The organism is Pseudomonas sp. BNK-7, assembly GCF_048072025.1.
Lineage (GTDB): Bacteria > Pseudomonadota > Gammaproteobacteria > Pseudomonadales > Pseudomonadaceae > Aquipseudomonas > Aquipseudomonas danubii.
Map to the genome: position 1 here is coordinate 4,139,566 of NZ_CP182252.1, position 17,274 is coordinate 4,156,839.

The 17,274-nt window shown below is 66.2% G+C and carries 12 protein-coding genes; 3 read left to right on the top strand and 9 right to left on the bottom strand.

The genetic code is table 11. The features are described 5' to 3' along the window. Nucleotides 1-5: 5 nt before the first annotated feature. Entirely contained in the window at nucleotides 6-530 is a 525-nt protein-coding gene (locus ACMGF8_RS19315; protein WP_115582353.1) for a sigma-70 family RNA polymerase sigma factor, read from the bottom strand. A 331-nt stretch (nucleotides 531-861) separates the two neighbouring features. Between ACMGF8_RS19315 and ACMGF8_RS19320 the strand changes: the two genes are divergently transcribed. Continuing rightward, complete coding sequence (locus ACMGF8_RS19320; protein WP_102865237.1) at nucleotides 862-2,949, top strand: EAL domain-containing protein; 2,088 nt, start codon at nucleotides 862-864, stop codon at nucleotides 2,947-2,949. A gap of 9 nt (nucleotides 2,950-2,958) precedes the next feature. Here ACMGF8_RS19320 and ACMGF8_RS19325 read toward each other — a convergent pair whose 3' ends face one another. Beyond that, the gene (locus ACMGF8_RS19325) at nucleotides 2,959-5,406 is read right to left on the bottom strand and encodes a sulfite exporter TauE/SafE family protein (protein WP_416756974.1); all 2,448 of its coding nucleotides are present in this window, start codon (nucleotides 5,404-5,406) and stop codon (nucleotides 2,959-2,961) included. Nucleotides 5,407-5,681: 275 nt separating this feature from the next. On the opposite strand from ACMGF8_RS19325, the gene ACMGF8_RS19330 reads away from it, so the two are divergent. Together ACMGF8_RS19330 and ACMGF8_RS19335 are read left to right on the top strand one after the other, a co-directional pair. After that, complete coding sequence (locus tag ACMGF8_RS19330; protein WP_416756975.1) at nucleotides 5,682-6,860, top strand: NnrS family protein; 1,179 nt, start codon at nucleotides 5,682-5,684, stop codon at nucleotides 6,858-6,860. 92 nt (nucleotides 6,861-6,952) lie between these two features. Continuing rightward, nucleotides 6,953-7,921 carry a diguanylate cyclase gene (locus ACMGF8_RS19335; RefSeq protein ID WP_416756976.1) on the top strand — a complete coding sequence of 323 codons (969 nt, stop codon included), beginning with the start codon at nucleotides 6,953-6,955 and terminating at the stop codon, nucleotides 7,919-7,921. A 70-nt stretch (nucleotides 7,922-7,991) separates the two neighbouring features. Here ACMGF8_RS19335 and ACMGF8_RS19340 read toward each other — a convergent pair whose 3' ends face one another. The 7 genes from ACMGF8_RS19340 to ACMGF8_RS19370 form a co-directional block, all read right to left on the bottom strand. Further along, complete coding sequence (locus ACMGF8_RS19340; RefSeq protein WP_416756977.1) at nucleotides 7,992-8,924, bottom strand: hypothetical protein; 933 nt, start codon at nucleotides 8,922-8,924, stop codon at nucleotides 7,992-7,994. Between the two features lie 113 nt (nucleotides 8,925-9,037). Next, nucleotides 9,038-9,832, bottom strand: a complete 795-nt coding sequence (gene fabI, locus ACMGF8_RS19345) for an enoyl-ACP reductase FabI (protein ID WP_060839053.1) — start codon at nucleotides 9,830-9,832, stop codon at nucleotides 9,038-9,040. A 22-nt stretch (nucleotides 9,833-9,854) separates the two neighbouring features. Further along, complete coding sequence (locus ACMGF8_RS19350; RefSeq protein ID WP_102865234.1) at nucleotides 9,855-11,465, bottom strand: ABC transporter ATP-binding protein; 1,611 nt, start codon at nucleotides 11,463-11,465, stop codon at nucleotides 9,855-9,857. A gap of 1 nt (nucleotide 11,466) precedes the next feature. After that, on the bottom strand, nucleotides 11,467-12,486 hold the full coding sequence (locus ACMGF8_RS19355; protein WP_060843442.1) for an ABC transporter permease: 1,020 nt from the start codon (nucleotides 12,484-12,486) through the stop codon (nucleotides 11,467-11,469). Between the two features lies 1 nt (nucleotide 12,487). Then, entirely contained in the window at nucleotides 12,488-13,561 is a 1,074-nt protein-coding gene (locus ACMGF8_RS19360; RefSeq protein WP_016964272.1) for a microcin C ABC transporter permease YejB, read from the bottom strand. 1 nt (nucleotide 13,562) lies between these two features. Beyond that, nucleotides 13,563-15,413: an extracellular solute-binding protein gene (locus ACMGF8_RS19365; protein WP_102865233.1), complete on the bottom strand. Its 1,851-nt coding sequence runs from the start codon at nucleotides 15,411-15,413 to the stop codon at nucleotides 13,563-13,565. Beyond that, a complete protein-coding gene (locus tag ACMGF8_RS19370; protein WP_102865232.1) occupies nucleotides 15,410-17,239 on the bottom strand; it encodes an extracellular solute-binding protein in 1,830 nt (609 codons plus the stop codon). Before ACMGF8_RS19370 ends, ACMGF8_RS19365 begins: the two co-directional genes overlap by 4 nt. Between the last annotated feature and the right edge of the window lie 35 nt (nucleotides 17,240-17,274).

A 17,274-nucleotide genomic window follows, 5' to 3' on the forward strand; every position in this document is an offset into this window, starting at 1 on the left:
GGGCTCTACTCGATCAGCAGGCCGTCGAGTTCGGCCTCCAGCAGCGCGCAATGCACCAGGGCCTGGGCCAGGTATTTCTTCACCATGCGCTCCGAGACCCCCAGTTCTTCGGCAATGGCCTTGTAGGGACGGCCATGCAACTGCGCCAGGAGAAAGGCCTCGCGCACCCGTTGCGGCAGGCGGCCGAGCATGGCGTCCACTTCGTAGAGGGTCTCGACGATGATCGCCCGTTGCTCCGGGGACGGTTGCAGCGCCTGGGGCCGCGCCGCCAGGGCCTGCAGCCAGGCCTGTTCCAGCTGGCGGCGGCGCCAGTGATCGATGCACAGGCCCCGGGCGATGGTGGCCAGGTAGGAGCGCTGCTGCACCTCGCCGTCCAGCTGCGGCGGGCGCTTGAGTACCCGGACGAAGATTTCGTGGGCCAGATCGGCGGCATCCCAGGCGTGGTTCAGGCGGCGCCGCAACAGTTCATAGAGCCAGGGGTGATGGGCGTCATAGAGGTTGTGGACCAGAGCGGGGCTGGCGGGCGGCATGGAAGGCAAGGGCGTGGTCCGGTGGCGGGTGGCGTTGCAAATGGGAATTGCTCGCGATTAAAGCAAAACCCCTGATACGCTGCAAATGATATTGATTCGCCGTTATACCGGGGTGCAGCCGGGCCGGAGGCGCGGCGTCGGGGTCAAGTCTGGCGCCGCCGGGGCGATAAAACACTCAAGGCAGTGCCAGCGAGTGCTTGCCGACCAGGGTTTCTACAGTGGTATCTTCGCCTGCACCCCCTGTTTGCCCCACGGCGCCGCCAGACGCCGGGCGGCCGTGGCGGGGGCCGTCTGCGGGGGGCGGGCATGCAGTGGCAGAGGGGAGAGGTTGATGCGGCAACCGAGGTTCAAGCTGTTTTTCACCCACCGCCTGGCGCTCCTGGCGGGCGCCGAGTCCTTGCGTTCGATACGTGAGGGGCTGCTCTGGCTGTTGCCCTGTCTGCTGGTTTCGGCGGTATTCCTGATACTGGCCCAATGCGCCCAGGCCCTGGGGGCTCCCAGTACCCTGGTGGACTTGCTGGCCGGGCTGCACAAGCGCATCAGTTCGATCATCCCCTTGCTGGTGGCGGCGTCCATCGGCTACATGCTGGCGATCCAGTACCGCTTGCCCCAACTGCCGGTGGCCTTTCTCTGTCTGTCCCATGTGGTGATCGCCATCTATCTGCTGCGGGACTATCCGCTGGCGTCGGCGACCTTCGTGCTGTTCATTGCCATTGCCTCGCCTCTGGTCAATGTCCCGGTCATGGCCTGGCTGCATCGCCGACGCTGGACACGGCTGGTGGACGAGGGGCTGGTGGGGCACAACCTCAAGGGCACCATCAATATGGTGCTGCCGGGGGTGCTGACGTCCCTGGTGCTGGTGGCGGTGCTGCAGTCGCTGTTGCAGGTCCACGACTTTGCCTACGTGCAAGGCCCGATCGACATCGACAGCCTGGACTATCCCTACTTCAACGCGATCCTTTTGACCACGACCAACTCCCTGCTGTGGTTCTTCGGCATTCACGGCACCTACGCCATGCAGCCGTTGATGGAGGTGATGGATCAGGCGGTGGCCCTCAATGCCGCCGATCACGCTGCCGGGCAGCCCCTGCGCTATGCCCTCAACAGTGGCTTGCTGGGCTGTTTCGCCTTCATCGGCGGTTCCGGCGGCTCCCTGGCCCTGGTGCTGGCGATCCTCGGTTTTTCCAAGAGCCGTTCCATGCGCCTGCTGGCGCTGGCGAGCCTGGCGCTGTCGCTGTTCAACGTCAACGAACTGCTGCTGTTCGGCCTGCCGATCATTCTCAACCCGCGCCTGCTGGTGCCCTTCATGCTGGTGCCCATGGTCAATGCCTGCCTGGCCCTGCTGGTGGTGCAGCAGGGCTGGGTGAGCCCGGCGCTGGTCAGTGTGCCCTTTACCTCACCGGTGCTGCTCAATGCCTACCTGAGTACCCAGGGCGATTGGGGCGCGGTGCTCCTGCAACTGGTGCTGCTGGGCGTCGGTACGCTGATCTACACGCCTTATGTGCGCAGCATCCAGCGCCAGGGTGAAGGCAGCGAGCAGGTGTACCTGAAGGCCTTCGACGCCACCTTCCATAGCCTTGAGGAGCGGGGCCGGCTGTTGGAGCTGGACCCGATGGTGGCGGCCTACAAACAGGCGGCCCAACAGTCCTTGCAACTGGCGCGGATTCAGCAGTTGAGCGGCTACGACTTCCACCTGGAGTATCAGCCCCAGGTGGCCAAGGGCAGTGGTCTGTGTACGGGGTGCGAGGCGCTGATCCGTGCCCGGGATGCCCAGGGGCAGGTCAAGTCGCCCTGGGAGCTGCTGCAATGGCTGGGGCAGGCCGGGCTGATGCCCGAGGTGGATTTCTGGGTAGCGTCCCAGGCGGTGCGCCAGCACCTGGCCTGGAGCAAGATCGGGTTCGAGTTGCCCATCACCATCAATATCTCCAGCGCCACCCTGGCCTCGGCGGAACATGGCCGGCGCCTGCTGGAGATTCTGGCCCGGGCCCATGGCCAGGTGTCGGTGGAAATCACCGAGGACGCTCTGGTGGGGGATGCGCTGCTGACCCAGCAATGGATCGGCAAATTGCATGCCCTGGGCGCGCGGGTCTATATCGACGACTTCGGCACCGGCTTCTCGGCCTTGAGCTACCTGCACCAGTTTCCGGTGGACGGGATCAAGATCGACCGCAGCTTCGTCCTGGCCCAGCGCGAGCCCAAGGGTGCCCAAGTGCTCAACGGTCTGCTGCGCTTTTGCGAGACGCTCAAGCTCAAGGTGGTGGTGGAAGGGGTGGAAACCCGGGAGCAACTGGACTTCCTGCAATCGAGCTCGGAGCTGATCATCCAGGGCTGGTACTACAGCAAGTCCCTGCCCGGGGAGCAGATCCCCGGTTTTGTCAGCCAGCGGGCGCGCAGCGCCCTGGCCGCCCGCGAGGATTGAGGCGCCGCTTCAGGCTGCGGGACCAAACGCCGGATGTTCCGGGCGCGCCAGGGCCTGCCAGGCGCCGGCCAGGTGCGCGTCGGCGGCGAGCAGCCACAGGCCCTGATGGGGCTCCAGGGCCTGGGCGGGCAGGGCGAGCAGCTCGGCCAGGGGCAGGCGCAGGCTGCGGCCCGGATCGGCGTCGTCCGCGGCCTGCCAATCCCGTTCGAACAGGCGCAACTCCAGGTCCTGGTGGTCGAAGTGCCGCAACAGCGGCCGGTGGCGCAGCCATTGCGGTGCGATGCGCAGGCTGCGCTGGTGCACGTCCAGCAGCAACAGCTGCCAGGCGCGGTGGCCGTCCTCGACGTCGAGGCGCAGCCGGGTCAGGGCCAGGTAACGGCCATCGGCGGACCAGATCAGCGACGGTGCCAGGTCCGTCAGGGCGCAGCCGCTGGCGGTGAGCAAGTGGCCGCCCAGGCGCGGGCTGCCTTCCCGCAGCCAGCTGTCGGCGTATTCGGTTTCGCTGCCGAACAGCCACGCGGCATCCCGGCCGTCGGGGGCCGGCTGGATGAAGTCGCCTTCAGCCACCGCGGCCTGGGGCCGGTCCACCAGGCGCCAGTCGGGCAGCGGCAGCAGCTGCTGCTGCTCGGTGATCTGCAAGCGCTGGCGTTGGTAGCACAGCTGGGAGCCGTCTTGCTCGGCGCAGAACGCGGCAGCGTCGTCGGGTGCCGGCGCGGGCTGATTGAAGCGTTGCAGGGGGCTGCTTGGCAGGTCCTGGTCGAGGCGGCCGACGATCACCGCCAGGCTCAACTGGCCATGGCGCAGGTCCAGCAGGCGCGCCGCCAGCAGCGGCGGGCTGTGCAGCAGGCGTCGCTGTTGCAGGTCGGCCACCACCGCCCGGTCGCTGACCAGGGGAAGCCGGGCAACAGGCAGCAGGGCCAGGTAGCGCCGGCAGTCGGAAACCCGATGGTCCAGCCGCCAGCGCCCGGGCAGTTGCCAGTCGCCGATCCGGCAGGCGTAGGCGCCCAGGCCGTGTTCATCGTCGGCCAGCCAGCTGAATAGCGCCCGCTGGCCGTCCAGCAGCGGCTCCGACTCGATCTGGCTGTCACCGCGCTGGCCGCCGCGGTCCCGGGGCTGGCGCACTCGGGTCCGCACCAGGGGCAGCGGCGCGACCTGCAGGCAACCTTCGGGGTCGTGGCCGACGCCGGTCTCGGTGTCGCTGTGGATGCTGTGCAGGCGATAGCCGTAGCGGCCCCGGTCGGCTTCGGCGCAGTCCAGGTAGGCCGCGTGGCACAGGTAGTGGCTATCCAGCTCCAGCAGGGGGCCGGGGTAAAAGGAGGGGTCCGCCGGGCTGGCGACCCAGGGCGCCGGCAGCGGGCGCCAGCCGTGGTCTGCCTGCCACAGCCAGGTCGCGGCCAGATCGGGTTGTTGTTCCTCGCGGGCGCTGCAGGCCAGGGAGCGGCTGTCGCGGCTCCAGCAGCGGGGGCTGTCGGCGCCGATCAGCAGGCCAGTGGGCTGGCCGTCCAGGCTCAGTTGGTAAGGCGGTGCCCGCAGGGGTTCCAGGGGTTGGGGCAAGTCTCGCAAGCAACGGGGCAGGAGCATCCGCGCCTGGAGCCGGTGACGTCCGTCCGGGGACTGTTCCTCGAAGCTCTGCCGGGCCAGGCTGTCGACCCAGGCACCGGGCTCCAGCCACAGATCGGCCACCGCCAGCAGGTCGATCGCTTCGGCGCCCTCCAGCAGCGTGGTCAGGCTGGCATGGCGCGAGCCGTTGTCCACCAGGGGGCTGTGCCGCCCGCTCAGGCGCTCTTCGCTGAAGGCGTCCAGCTCCCAGAATTCGCTGTGGTCGCAGCGGTACAGCCGGCGCAGCGAGCGATCGAGGATCGCCAGGCCCCAGCGTTGCCGCGATGGCAAGGGCGCCGCGAAGTAGCGTCCATCGCTGGAGAAGCGCGCCGACGACCCCAGTCCTTGCAGCAACACGCCGTCCGGAAACAGGTAATCGCAATAGGTGGGGCCGCCCATGGCGATCTCGCCCTGGTTGAACACCCGGATCGGCAGGCCTTCCGGGGTGCTCTGCGGTTCGCTGCCGCCCCAGGCGCTGGTGCTGGCCGCGGGGGCCTGGACCAGGCCCAGGCGGCGCTCCAGGTGGCTGATGGTGCCCATGCCAACCAGGATGCTGGCGAAGGCCGCGGCGATGTCCCAGTACGCCGGCAATGCCCGCCCCAGGCTGAAGCCCAGGCCGAACACCGCGCTGATCATCAGCCTGGCCATGGCGCGGCCGGTGCGGGGCCAGCCCAGGCGAGCCGCCAGGGCCATGCCGGCGGCGCAGCCCAGCACCACGGCCAGGGCCAGGGGCGGCGGCAGCACGGTGACCAGGAAGATCGGGATCAGCAGGGCGCTCAACTGCCAGAGCAGTTCCAGCAACAGGCGCGACAGGCTTTTTTCGGACGGGGCGCTGGGACGGGAGGGCACCGGGGACATCCTTGTGGCGTAGGGGGATGGTAAGGGCTGCCAATCTACGCCCTTGGGCGGAAAAACGCAGCTCGCAAAACCGAGTCGGATTGACCTGTTGCGTGGTCGTTATGACCTGATTTTTTCGGGTCATAAAGACTCGGTTCGGCTGGCGGCCGCGGTTTTGCCGGGCGGCGGTCTTGGCATGAAACCTGATGGGGCTGATGCATCGCTGATTGGCCAAGGAGTTCCGCGCATGATTCGTCGCTGCAATTCGCCGTTGCCTGTCCCGAGCCTGGGGAGGGATGCCTGTGTCGCTGCCTGAACGTTGGCGGCAATGGGCCGCGCAGCCGCTGTGGAGCCTGGGCTTCCGGCCGTTTTTCCTCGCCGGAGCGGCGTTTGCCTGCCTCGCCCTGGTGGGCTGGGGCCTGTGGCTGCACGGCGGCTGGAGCGGCCGCCAGCCGCTGGGCGGCATGCTGGCGTGGCATCGGCACGAGATGCTGTTCGGCTTCGCCGTGGCGATCATCGCCGGATTTCTGCTGACGGCGGTGGCCAACTGGACCGGGCGCCCGGCACTGAGTCGCACGCCGTTGATCCTGTTGTGGCTGCTCTGGCTGCTGGCGCGGCTGGCCTGGTGGCTGGCGCTGCCGCTGCCGTTGTTCCTGGTGCTGCAACTGGCCTTCATGCCGGCGCTGGCTGCGGTGGTGGGGCATGAGCTGTGGCGTGCGGGCAAGCGCGACAACTACCCCATGGTGCTGATCCTGGGCCTGTTGACGCTGTTTCAGGGGCAGACCCTGCTGGGCCTGCTGGCGGCGCAGGAGCTCTGGCAGCGCCACGGCGAGCTGGGGGCGCTGTGGCTGGTGGCGGCCCTGATGACGGTGATCGGCGGTCGGGTCATTCCGTTCTTCATCCAGCGCGGGCTCAATCGGCCGCCGGCGCCACCGGCTTCGCCCTGGCCCACCCGGGTGTTGCTGCTGGGCAGCCTGCTGGCGGCAATCTCCATGGCCCTGGGCGGTGGTGACGCGCCACGGCCCTGGCTGGCAGCGTTGTTCGCAGTGCTGGCAGTCCTGCATCTGTGGCGCCTGTGGCACTGGCACCAGCCGGGGCTGTGGCGGCTGCCGCTGCTGTGGTCGCTGTACCTGGGCTACCTGTGGCTGGCGCTGGCCACCCTGGGCATGGCGCTGTGGCACCTGGGCGGTCTGTCGTCGCAAAGTCTGGTGACCCACGCCCTGGCGCTAGGCGGCCTCGGCGGGCTGGTGCTGGGCATGATCGCCCGGGTCAGCCTGGGCCATAGCGGCCGGCCGCTGCAGGTGACCCGGGCCATGGTCGGGGCCTTTGCCTTGCTGTTCCTGGCGGCCCTATGCCGGGTGCTGCTGGTGCCGTTCAGCGCCCTGGGCCTGGGGATTTCGGCGCTGCTGGGCGCCTTGGCCTTTGCCCTGTTCGTCGGCGGCTACGCGCGGATTCTGTTGACCGCGCGGCTGTGACAGGCCGCGATCGAGGACCGCCAGCCGCCTCGCCAGGGGCTGGCGGTGAAACTGGACTACGCTTGCGGTCTTAGCCGCGAATGGAGTCCGCGATGTTGTATCCCAGCAAACCCAGTGATGAGGCCCGGCGAGTCCAGACCCTGCGCGAACTGAATGTGCTCGACACCTTGCCGGAGGAGCGTTTCGACCGGGTGACCCGACTGGCCAAGCGCCTGTTCAATGTGCCCATTGCCCTGATCAGCCTGGTGGACAGCGATCGCCAGTGGTTCAAGTCCGCCGCGGGGTTGGAGGCCAGCCAGACCTCCCGGGACATTTCGTTTTGCGGCCACGCGATCCTGGATGACCAGATCTTCATGGTCCGCGACGCCGAGTGCGACGAACGTTTCCAGGACAACCCACTGGTCACCGGCGAACCGCGGATCCGTTTCTACGCCGGTTGTCCCCTGAGCGTGCCCAATGGCAGCAAGCTGGGCACCCTGTGCCTGATCGATACCCGGCCCCGGGACCTGGACGACGAAGAGCGTGCCCTGCTGCGAGACCTGGCCCGCATGGCCGAGCAGGAACTGGCGGCCGTGCAGATGGCCAGCATGGACGAGATGACCCTGCTGTCCAATCGGCGCGGCTTCGAAGCCCTGGCCCGACATGCCCTGGCGGCGTGCACGCGTCTGGACAAGTCGGCGACCCTGCTGTTTTTCGATCTCAACGAGTTCAAGCGGATCAACGACAGCTACGGCCATGCCGAAGGGGACGGGGCCTTGAAGACCTTTGCCGATGTGCTGCGCATTGCCTTTCGCGAGAGTGATGTGATCGGCCGCCTGGGCGGCGATGAGTTCGTGGCCCTGCTGACGGGGGCCAGCAGTGTCGAAACGTCGGCGATCATGGCGCGCCTGCGGGAGATCCTCGATGAGCGCAACGCTTCCCTGAAACGCGGCTACGACATCCGCTTCAGCGTCGGCCAGATCGAATACGACCCCGAGCGCCACGCCGGTATCGAAGCGCTGCTGGCCGATGCCGACCAGGCCATGTACCTGCACAAGCAGGCCGGCAAGCGCAGCCACTGAATCTGCTGCCGGCAAGGCCCGCGGCGTGGAGCGGGGCTGCAACCCAAGGCGCTGGCCCGCTGGCCGGCCGCTACGGACTGCGCTCGATGGCCGGTGGCGCATAGCCTTCCTCGAGGGTCACCCCGGCGGCCCTGGCGCGGGTTTCCGCTTGCGAGCGCCGTTGCTGCAGGGCTTGCAATTGAGCCGGGAGCAGGGTTTTCCAGTGTGCTCGCTGGTGCTCGGCAAAATGACTCGCCCAGAACCAGTCCAGGGACATCAGGTTGACGCTGATCAGGTAGACAGCGGTTTCCAGGGGCGCGCTTTTCGAGTCGTAGCGCAGGGCCCGGACATGGGCGATGAAGTTGCCCTGGTAGAGATACCAGTCATAGAAGGTGCCGATGCCGAGCCATTCTTCCAGGCTCATTTCACGCTTGGTATCGAACAGGGGATGGCTGAGCGGGGTCATGCCCAGGAGGCTCTCCTGCCCGTCGAGCTTGTGCCATTGGGCGCCGGGTATCCGCGGGTCTGAAGGGAAGTAGTAGGTTTGCCAGCCGGCGCTCTTCAAGTTCTCGATGAGGCGATAGATCAGGTCCTTGTTCTGCTTGTGCGTGCTGTTGTCCGGCAGGCCGCGCAGGTGGATGTTCAATGCCTGGATGTGGTTCGAGACCTGGCCATCCACGGTCATGCTCAGCCCGGACACCTGATCCAGCTCCAGCGTGCCCTCGGGCTGGGAAAGGCTCAGGTCAAGGAGCGCGCCTTGGCGATCGGCTTCATACCAGCACATGTCGACCGCCTCCAGGCAGTCGGCGCCAAAGCGTACCGGGCTGTTTGCAATGACCTCGTCAACCGTTGCGGTCAACGGGATGTGCAGGCTGGCGACTGTGTCGGTCAGGCGATTGGGCTGGGTGTCTTGAGGCTTGTCGCAGCCGGCGAGAAAGATCACCAGCAGCAGGCACGGCAGCTTGATGCCGGGCGGTTTCAGCGGGCGAGCAGACGGCCGGGTTTTCCATGGGGTTCTTTGCATCGGGCATCCGTGAGGGGCAGGTATCTGCACTGCGGCCGGTGAGCCTGGATCGGTGATCAGCTGGTGTCGCGGCGCTGCGACGAGGGCCTGAGGGCCCTCGCCACAGCCGGGAGTCATTCGTCGAGGTTGCCCATGGCGGTGGTGTTGAAGCCGCCGTCGACGTACATGATCTCGCCGCTGATGCCCGAGGCCAGGTCCGAGCAGAGGAAGGCCCCGGCGTTGCCGACTTCCTCGATGGTGACGTTGCGCCGCAGCGGGGTCTGGGCTTCGTTGGCCGCCAGCATCTTGCGGAAGTTCTTGATGCCCGAGGCGGCCAGGGTGCGGATCGGCCCGGCGGAGACCGCGTTGACCCGGGTGCCTTCCGGGCCCAGGGAACCGGCCAGGTAGCGCACGCCGGCTTCCAGCGAGGCCTTGGCCATGCCCATCACGTTGTAGTTGGGCATGGTGCGCTCGGCGCCCAGGTAGGACAGGGTCAACAGGCTGCCGTTGCGGCCCTTCATCATGTCGCGGCCGGCCTTGGCCAGGGCCACGAAGCTGTAGGCGCTGATGTCGTGGGCGATGCGAAAGCCTTCGCGGGTGGTGGCGTCGGTGAAGTCGCCTTCGAGCTGATCGCCGGGGGCGAAGCCCACGGAGTGGACGATGCAGTCCAGGCCGTCCCAGTGCTTGCCCAGCTCGCTGAACACCTGGGCGATCTGCTCGTCGCTGGCCACATCACAGGGAAAGCACAGCTCGGCGCTGGAGCCCCAGCCGGCGGCGAACTCCTCGACCCGGCCCTTGAGTTTTTCGTTCTGATAGGTGAAGGCCAGCTCGGCGCCTTCACGGTGCATGGCGGCGGCAATGCCGGAGGCGATCGACAGCTTGCTGGCGACACCGACGATCAGGACACGCTTCCCAGCGAGAAAACCCATAAGTGGCTACTCCTGTTGCAGGTTATTGGGTGTGTGCCGGAGCCAGGAAGGCGGCTTCCAGCAGTTGCTGTGTGTAAGGGTGTTGCGGGGCGCCGAAGATTGCCTGGGCGTCCCCTTGTTCCACCACCTGGCCGTGCTTGATCACCATCAACTGGTGGCTCAGGGCCTTGACCACCGCCAGGTCGTGGCTGATGAACAGGTAGGTCAGGTTGTACTTGCGTTGCAGGTTGCGCAGCAGCTCCACCACCTGGCGCTGCACGGTGCGGTCCAGGGCCGAGGTCGGCTCGTCCAGCAGGATCAGCCGCGGCTTGAGCACCAGGGCCCGGGCGATGGCGATGCGCTGACGCTGGCCACCGGAGAATTCGTGGGGGTAGCGGTGCCGGGTGTCCGGGTCCAGGCCCACTTCCTTGAGCGCTTCGATGATCGCCTGTTCCTGCTCCTGTTCGCTGCCGATCTTGTGGATGCGCAGGCCTTCGCCCACGATCTGGCTCACGCTCATGCGCGGGCTGAGGCTGCCGAAGGGGTCCTGGAACACCACCTGCATTTCCCGCCGCAGCGGCCGTACCTGTTGCTGGCTCAGGGCGTCGAGCTGCTGGCCTTCGAAACGAATGCCGCCCTGGCTGGCGATCAGGCGCAGGATCGCCAGGCCCAGGGTCGACTTGCCCGAGCCGCTCTCGCCGACGATGCCCAGGGTCTGGCCCTGGGGCAGGCTGAAGTGGATGCCGTCCACCGCCTTGACGTGATCCACGGTGCGGCGCAGCAGGCCCTTCTTGATCGGGAACCAGACCTTGAGGTTGTCCACTTGCAGCAACGGCGGGCCGACTTCATTGCTCGCCGGCAGGCCGCTGGGCTCTGCGGCCAGCAGTTCCCGGGTGTAGGGGTGCTGCGGCGCGCGGAACAGCTCCTCGCAGGACGCCTGCTCGACGATGCGGCCTTTCTGCATGACACAGACCCGATGGGCAATGCGCCGCACCAGGTTCAGATCGTGGCTGATCAGCAGCAAGGCCATGCCCAGGCGCGCCTGCAGTTCCTTGAGCAGTTCGAGGATCTTCAACTGCACGGTGACGTCGAGGGCGGTGGTCGGCTCGTCGGCGATCAGCAGCTCCGGCTCGTTGGCCAGGGCCATGGCGATCATCACCCGTTGCCGCTGGCCGCCGGACAGTTCGTGGGGCAGGGCCTTGAGGCGCTTGTGTGGCTCGGGAATGCCCACCAGTTCCAGCAGTTCCAGGGTGCGCCTGCTGGCGACCTTGCCGGTCAGGCCTTTGTGGATGCCCAGCACCTCGTTGATCTGCTTCTCGATGCTGTGCAGCGGGTTCAGCGACGTCATGGGCTCCTGGAAGATCATGGCGATGCGGTTGCCGCGAATGTGGCGAATGGTCTTTTCCTTCAGGGTCAGCAGGTCGTGCCCGGCGTACTGGATGCTGCCGGACGGGTGCTGGGCCAGGGGGTAGGGCAACAGGCGCAGGATCGAGTGGGCGGTCACCGATTTGCCGGAGCCGCTTTCCCCTACCAGGGCCAGGGTTTCGCCGCGCTTGATGTCGAAGCTGATGCCTTCCACCACGCGCTGGCACTGGGCGCCGGCGACGAATTCCACCGCCAGGTCGCGGACTTCGATCAGAGTGTCCTGGGTCATGTCATTTCCTCGGGTCGAAGGCATCGCGGGCGGATTCGCCGATAAACACCAGCAGGCTGAGCATGATCGCCAGCACGGCAAAGGCACTGATGCCCAGCCACGGCGCCTGCAGGTTGGACTTGCCCTGGGCCACCAGCTCGCCCAGGGACGGCGCCCCCGGCGGCAGGCCGAAGCCGAGGAAGTCCAGGGCGGTGAGGGTGCCGATGGCCCCGGTGAGGATGAAGGGCATGAAGGTCATGGTGGAGACCATGGCGTTGGGCAGGATGTGGCGGAACATGATGGCGCCGTTCTGCATGCCCAGGGCCCGGGCCGCGCGCACGTATTCCAGGTTGCGCCCGCGCAGGAACTCGGCGCGCACCACGTCCACCAGGCTCATCCAGGAAAACAGCAGCATGATCCCCAGCAGCCACCAGAAGTTCGGTTGCACGAAACTGGCGAGGATGATCAGCAGGTAGAGCACCGGCAGCCCGGACCAGATTTCCAGGAAGCGCTGCCCGGCCAGGTCCACCCAGCCGCCGTAGAAGCCCTGCAGGGCGCCGGCGATGACCCCGATGATGGAACTCAGGATGGTCAGGGTCAGGGCGAACAGCACCGAGATGCGAAAGCCGTAGATGACCCGGGCCAGCACATCGCGGCCCTGGTCGTCGGTGCCCAGCAGGTTGTCCGCCGAGGGCGGCGCCGGGGCCGGCACCCGCAGGTCGTAGTTGATGCTCTGGTAGCTGTAGGGAATCGGCGCCCAGAGCACCCAGGCGTCCTTCTGTGCCAAAAGCTCGCGGATGTACGGGCTCTTGTAGTTGGCTTCCAGGGGGAATTCGCCGCCGAAGGTGGTTTCCGGGTAGCGCTTGAGGGCCGGGAAGTACCAGCCGCCTTCGTAGTGCACCACCAGCGGCTTGTCGTTGGCTATCAGCTCGGCGCCCAGGCTGAGGATGAACAGCACCAAAAACAGCCACAGCGACCACCAGCCGCGCTTGTTGGCCTTGAAGCGTTCGAAGCGCCGGCGATTGAGGGGGGACAGGTTCATCTCAATGCTCCCGGCTGTCGAAGTCGATGCGTGGGTCCACCAGGGTGTAGGTCAGGTCGCCGATCAGTTTCACCACCAGCCCCAGCAGGGTGAAGATGAACAGGGTGCCGAACACCACCGGGTAGTCGCGGTTGATCGCCGCCTCGAAGCTCATCAGGCCCAGGCCGTCGAGGGAGAAAATCACCTCCACCAGCAGGGAGCCGGTGAAGAAGATGCCGATGAAGGCCGAGGGGAAGCCGGCGATCACCAGCAGCATGGCGTTGCGGAACACGTGGCCGTAGAGCACCCGGCGCTGGGTCAGGCCCTTGGCCTTGGCGGTGACCACGTACTGCTTGTTGATCTCGTCGAGGAAGCTGTTCTTGGTCAGCAGGGTCATGGTGGCGAAGTGGCCGATCACCAGGGCGGTGACCGGCAGCGCCAGGTGCCAGAAGTAATCGAGGATCTTGCGCCCCCAGCTCAGCTGGTCGAAGTCGTTGGAGGTCAGGCCGCGCAACGGGAACCAGTTGAAATAGCTGCCGCCGGCGAACACCACGATCAGCAGGATGGCGAACAGGAAGGCCGGGATCGCGTAGCCGACGATGATCGCCGAGCTGGTCCAGACATCGAAGTGGCTGCCGTGGCGGGTGGCCTTGGCGATCCCCAGGGGGATCGACACCAGGTACATGATCAGGGTGCTCCACAACCCGAGGGAGATGGACACCGGCATCTTTTCCTTGATCAGGTCCACCACCTTGGCGTCACGGAAGAAGCTGTTGCCGAAGTCCAGGGTGGCGTAGTTCTTGATCATGATCCACAGGCGTTCCGGCGCCGACTTGTCGAAGCCGTACATGTGCTCGATTTCCTTGATCAGCGCCGGGTCCAGGCCCTGGGCGCCGCGGTAGCTGGAGCCGGCCACCGAGACTTCGGCGCCGCCGCCGGCGATGCGGCTGGTGGCGCCGTCGAAGCCTTCGAGCTTGGCGATCATCTGCTCCACCGGGCCGCCGGGGGCGGCCTGGATGATCACGAAGTTGATCAGCAGGATGCCCAGCAGGGTGGGGATGATCAGCAGCAGTCGGCGAACGATATAGGCCAGCATGTCATTGCTCCCTGTCGGCCGCGGCCGCCTGGTCCGGGGCCGGTTCTACGGCGGGCTTGGCATCGGGCTTGATCCACCAGGTGTTGATGCCGATGTCGTACTTGGGCGCGACTTGCGGGTGGCCGATGTGGTCCCAGTAGGCCACGCGCCAGGTCTTGATGTGCCAGTTGGGGATCACGTAGTAGCCCCATTGCAGGACCCGGTCCAGGGCCCGGGCGTGGGCCACCAGGCTGGCGCGCGAATCGGCGTTGATCAGGCTTTCCACCAGGCTGTCGATGGCCGGGTCCTTGAGGCCGATGTAGTTGCGGCTGCCGGGCTTGTCGGCGCTGGAGGACATCCAGAACTCGCGCTGCTCGTTGCCCGGGGAGTTGGACTGGGGAAAGCTGCCGACGATCATGTCGAAGTCCCGCGAGCGCACCCGGGTGATGTACTGGGACACGTCGACCCGGCGGATCACCAGGTCGATGCCCAGGTCGGCCAGGTTGCGCTTGAACGGCAGCAGCACCCGCTCGAACTCGGTCTGGGCCAGGAGGAACTCGATCACCACCGGTTTGCCCTGGGCGTCCACCATCTTGTCGTCGACGATGCGCCAGCCGGCTTCCTGCAGCAGTTGGTAGGCCTGGCGCTGCTGGGCGCGGATCATGCCGCTGCCGTCGCACTGTGACGGCGCAAAGGCTTCGTTGAACACCTGCTCGGGAATCTTGCCGCGCAAGGGTTCGAGGATGGCCAACTCGTCAGGGCCCGGCAGGCCGGTGGCGGCCATCTCCGAGTTCTCGAAGTAGCTGCGGGTGCGGGTGTAGGCGCCGTTGAACAGCTGCTTGTTGCTCCATTCAAAATCCAGCAGCAGGCTCAGGGCGTGGCGTACCCGCACGTCCTGGAACATTGGCCGGCGGGTGTTGAAGACAAAGCCCTGCATGCCGGTGGGGTTGCCGTTGGCGATCTGTTCCTTGATCAAGCGGCCCTGGGCCACGGCCGGGGTGTTGTAGGCGTTGGCCCAGTTCTTCGCGCTCATCTCCAGCCAGTAGTCGAACTGGCCGGCCTTGAGGGCTTCCAGGGCTACGGTGTTGTCGCGGTAGTAATCGCTGGTGATCACGTCGAAGTTGTAGAAACCGCGGTTCACCGGCAGGTCGCGGCCCCAGTAGTCCTTGACCCGCTCGTAGCGAATCGAGCGTCCGGCCTTGACCGCGGTCACCCGGTAGGGGCCGCTGCCCAGGGGCACTTCCAGGTTGCTCTTGGCAAAGTCGCGGCTTTCCCACCAGTGCTTGGGCAGGACCGTCAGCTGGCCGAGGATCAGCGGCAGTTCACGGTTGTTGCTGTGCTTGAACTTGAACAGCACCCGCAGCGGGTCTTCGGCGATCACCTGGTCGACGTCGGCGTAGTAGCCGCGGTACAGCGGCGAGCCGGCGCTCATCAGGGTCTGGAAGCTGAACACCACATCCTCGGCACGAATCGGCTGGCCGTCATTGAAACGCGCTTCCGGGCGCAGGTAGAAACGCACCCAGCTGTTGTCCGGGGCTTTCTCGATCTTGCCCGCCACCAGCCCGTACTCGGTGAAGGGCTCGTCCAGGCTCTGGGCCATCAGGGTGTCGTAGATCAGGCCGATGTTCTGCTCGGGCACGCCTTTGCTGATGAAGGGGTTGAGGCTGTCGAAGCTGCCGAAACCGGCCATGCGGAAGGTGCCACCCTTGGGCGCATCGGGGTTGACGAAGTCGAAGTGCTGGAAGTTCGCCGGGTATTTCGGCGCTTCGTTGTACAGGGTCAGGGCATGTTGCGGCGCAGCCTGGGCACAGCAGGCGATGACGCCGAACAACAGGCCGCTGGTGCGCAGGAGCAGGGCACGCAGAGGCATCATTGGGGACTCTCCAGGGACTTCAGCCACCAGGCGTTCAAGCCCAGGTTGTAGGGCGGCGTGGTGACCAAGGCGAACCGGTTACGGTAGGCCAGTCGGTGATAGTTGAGGTACCAGTTGGGAATCATGTAGTGCTGCCACAGCAGCACCCGGTCCAGGGCGCGGCCGGCGGCCAGTTGCTCGTCGCGGCTCTGGGCGGCCAGCAGTTGCTCCAGCAGGTGATCGACTATGGGGTTGTTGATGCCTGCATAGTTCTTGCTGCCCTTGACCGAGACCTGGCTGGAGTGGAAGTACTGCCATTGCTCCAGGCCCGGGCTCAGGGTCTGGTTGAGGGTCATGAGGATCATGTCGTAGTCGAACTGGTCCAGGCGCTGCTTGTATTGCGCCCGGTCCACGGTACGCAGGCGCGCGTCGATGCCGATGCTGGCCAGGTTCTCCACATAGGGCTGGAGAATGCGCTCCAGGTTGGGATTGACCAGCATCAGCTCGAAACGCAGCGGCTGCCCCGCGCTGTTCTGCAGGCGCTGGCCGTTGAGCTTCCAGCCGGCGTCGGCCAGTAGCCCCAGGGCGCGGCGCAGGGTCTCCCGGGGGATGCCGCGGCCCTCGGTGCGGGGCAGGCTGAAGGCCTGGGTGAAGAGATTGGGGGGCAGTTGCTCGCGGTAGGGCGAGAGCAGCAGCCATTCGTGCCCCACCGGCAGGCCCGTGGCGGAGAATTCACTGTTGGGGTAGTAGCTCAGGGCGCGCTGGTAGGCGCCGCTGAACAGGGTGCGGTTGGTCCATTGGAAGTCGAACATCAGGCCCAGGGCCTCACGCACCCGCACATCGGCGAAAGTTCCGCGGCGGGTGTTCATGAACAGGCCCTGGGTCTGGGTGGGGATCTGGTGCGCCACCTGGGCCTTGATCACCTCGCCGCGATTGACCGCGGGGAAGTTGTAGCCGTTGGCCCAGTTCTTGGCCTGGTGCTCGATGTAGATGTCGAACTCGCCGGCCTTGAAGGCTTCGAAGGCGACGTCGCTGTCGCGGTAGAACTCCACCTCGACCCGGTCGAAGTTGTTGAAGCCGCGCTTAACCGGCAAGTCCTTGCCCCAGTAGTCCTGGACCCGTTCGAACACCAGTTGGCGTCCGGGCTGGACCTGGGTGATGCGATAGGGGCCGCTGCCCAGGGGCGGGGTGAAGGTGGTGGCCTTGAAGTCGCGGTCTTTCCAGTAGTGCTGGGGCAGGACCGGCAACTCCCCCAGGCGCAGGATCAGCAGCGGGTTGCCGGCGCGCTTGAAGACGAAGCGGATGCGTTGCGGGCCGAGGATATCCACCCGCTGCACCTCCTGCAGGTTGGTGCGGTACTGCGGGTGGCCTTCCTTGAGCAGCAGGCGGTAGGAAAACGCCACGTCATAGGCGGTGATCGGCTGGCCGTCGTGAAAGCGTGCCTCGGGGCGCAGGTTGAACACCACCCAACTGCGATCCTCGCTGTATTCCACGGAGCGGGCGATCAGGCCGTAGCTGGAAGTGGGTTCATCGCCGGAGGGCGCATAGAGGCCGGTGCCCACCATCAACGGCTCATTGAGCTCGTTGACGCCGTATTGCAGGAAGTTCGGCGTGGCGACCGGGCTGATGCCCTTGAAGGTATAGGGATTGAGGGTGTCGAAGGTGCCAAAGGCCATGACCCGCAAGGTGCCGCCTTTGGGCGCCACGGGATTGACCCAGTCGAAGTGGGTGAACTTGGCCGGGTACTTGAGCGTGCCAAACTGCGCATAACCATGACTTTCAGTGATCGTTGCGCTTGCGGGAAAGCTCAAGGCCAGACTGATGAAGAACAGAAGGAGGGGACGCATCGAGTCAGAGATCCGATCCAGGCGGCTTGGGCTTT

What these genes read in the sequence shown, in the direction of transcription:
- ACMGF8_RS19315 (WP_115582353.1), bottom strand. Translation starts at nt 530, where the DNA reads ATGCCGCCCGCCAGCCCCGCTCTGGTCCACAACCTCTATGACGCCCAT.
- ACMGF8_RS19320 (WP_102865237.1), top strand. Translation starts at nt 862, where the DNA reads ATGCGGCAACCGAGGTTCAAGCTGTTTTTCACCCACCGCCTGGCGCTC.
- ACMGF8_RS19325 (WP_416756974.1), bottom strand. Translation starts at nt 5,406, where the DNA reads ATGTCCCCGGTGCCCTCCCGTCCCAGCGCCCCGTCCGAAAAAAGCCTG.
- ACMGF8_RS19330 (WP_416756975.1), top strand. Translation starts at nt 5,682, where the DNA reads ATGCCTGTGTCGCTGCCTGAACGTTGGCGGCAATGGGCCGCGCAGCCG.
- ACMGF8_RS19335 (WP_416756976.1), top strand. Translation starts at nt 6,953, where the DNA reads ATGTTGTATCCCAGCAAACCCAGTGATGAGGCCCGGCGAGTCCAGACC.
- ACMGF8_RS19340 (WP_416756977.1), bottom strand. Translation starts at nt 8,924, where the DNA reads ATGCAAAGAACCCCATGGAAAACCCGGCCGTCTGCTCGCCCGCTGAAA.
- fabI (WP_060839053.1), bottom strand. Translation starts at nt 9,832, where the DNA reads ATGGGTTTTCTCGCTGGGAAGCGTGTCCTGATCGTCGGTGTCGCCAGC.
- ACMGF8_RS19350 (WP_102865234.1), bottom strand. Translation starts at nt 11,465, where the DNA reads ATGACCCAGGACACTCTGATCGAAGTCCGCGACCTGGCGGTGGAATTC.
- ACMGF8_RS19355 (WP_060843442.1), bottom strand. Translation starts at nt 12,486, where the DNA reads ATGAACCTGTCCCCCCTCAATCGCCGGCGCTTCGAACGCTTCAAGGCC.
- ACMGF8_RS19360 (WP_016964272.1), bottom strand. Translation starts at nt 13,561, where the DNA reads ATGCTGGCCTATATCGTTCGCCGACTGCTGCTGATCATCCCCACCCTG.
- ACMGF8_RS19365 (WP_102865233.1), bottom strand. Translation starts at nt 15,413, where the DNA reads ATGATGCCTCTGCGTGCCCTGCTCCTGCGCACCAGCGGCCTGTTGTTC.
- ACMGF8_RS19370 (WP_102865232.1), bottom strand. Translation starts at nt 17,239, where the DNA reads ATGCGTCCCCTCCTTCTGTTCTTCATCAGTCTGGCCTTGAGCTTTCCC.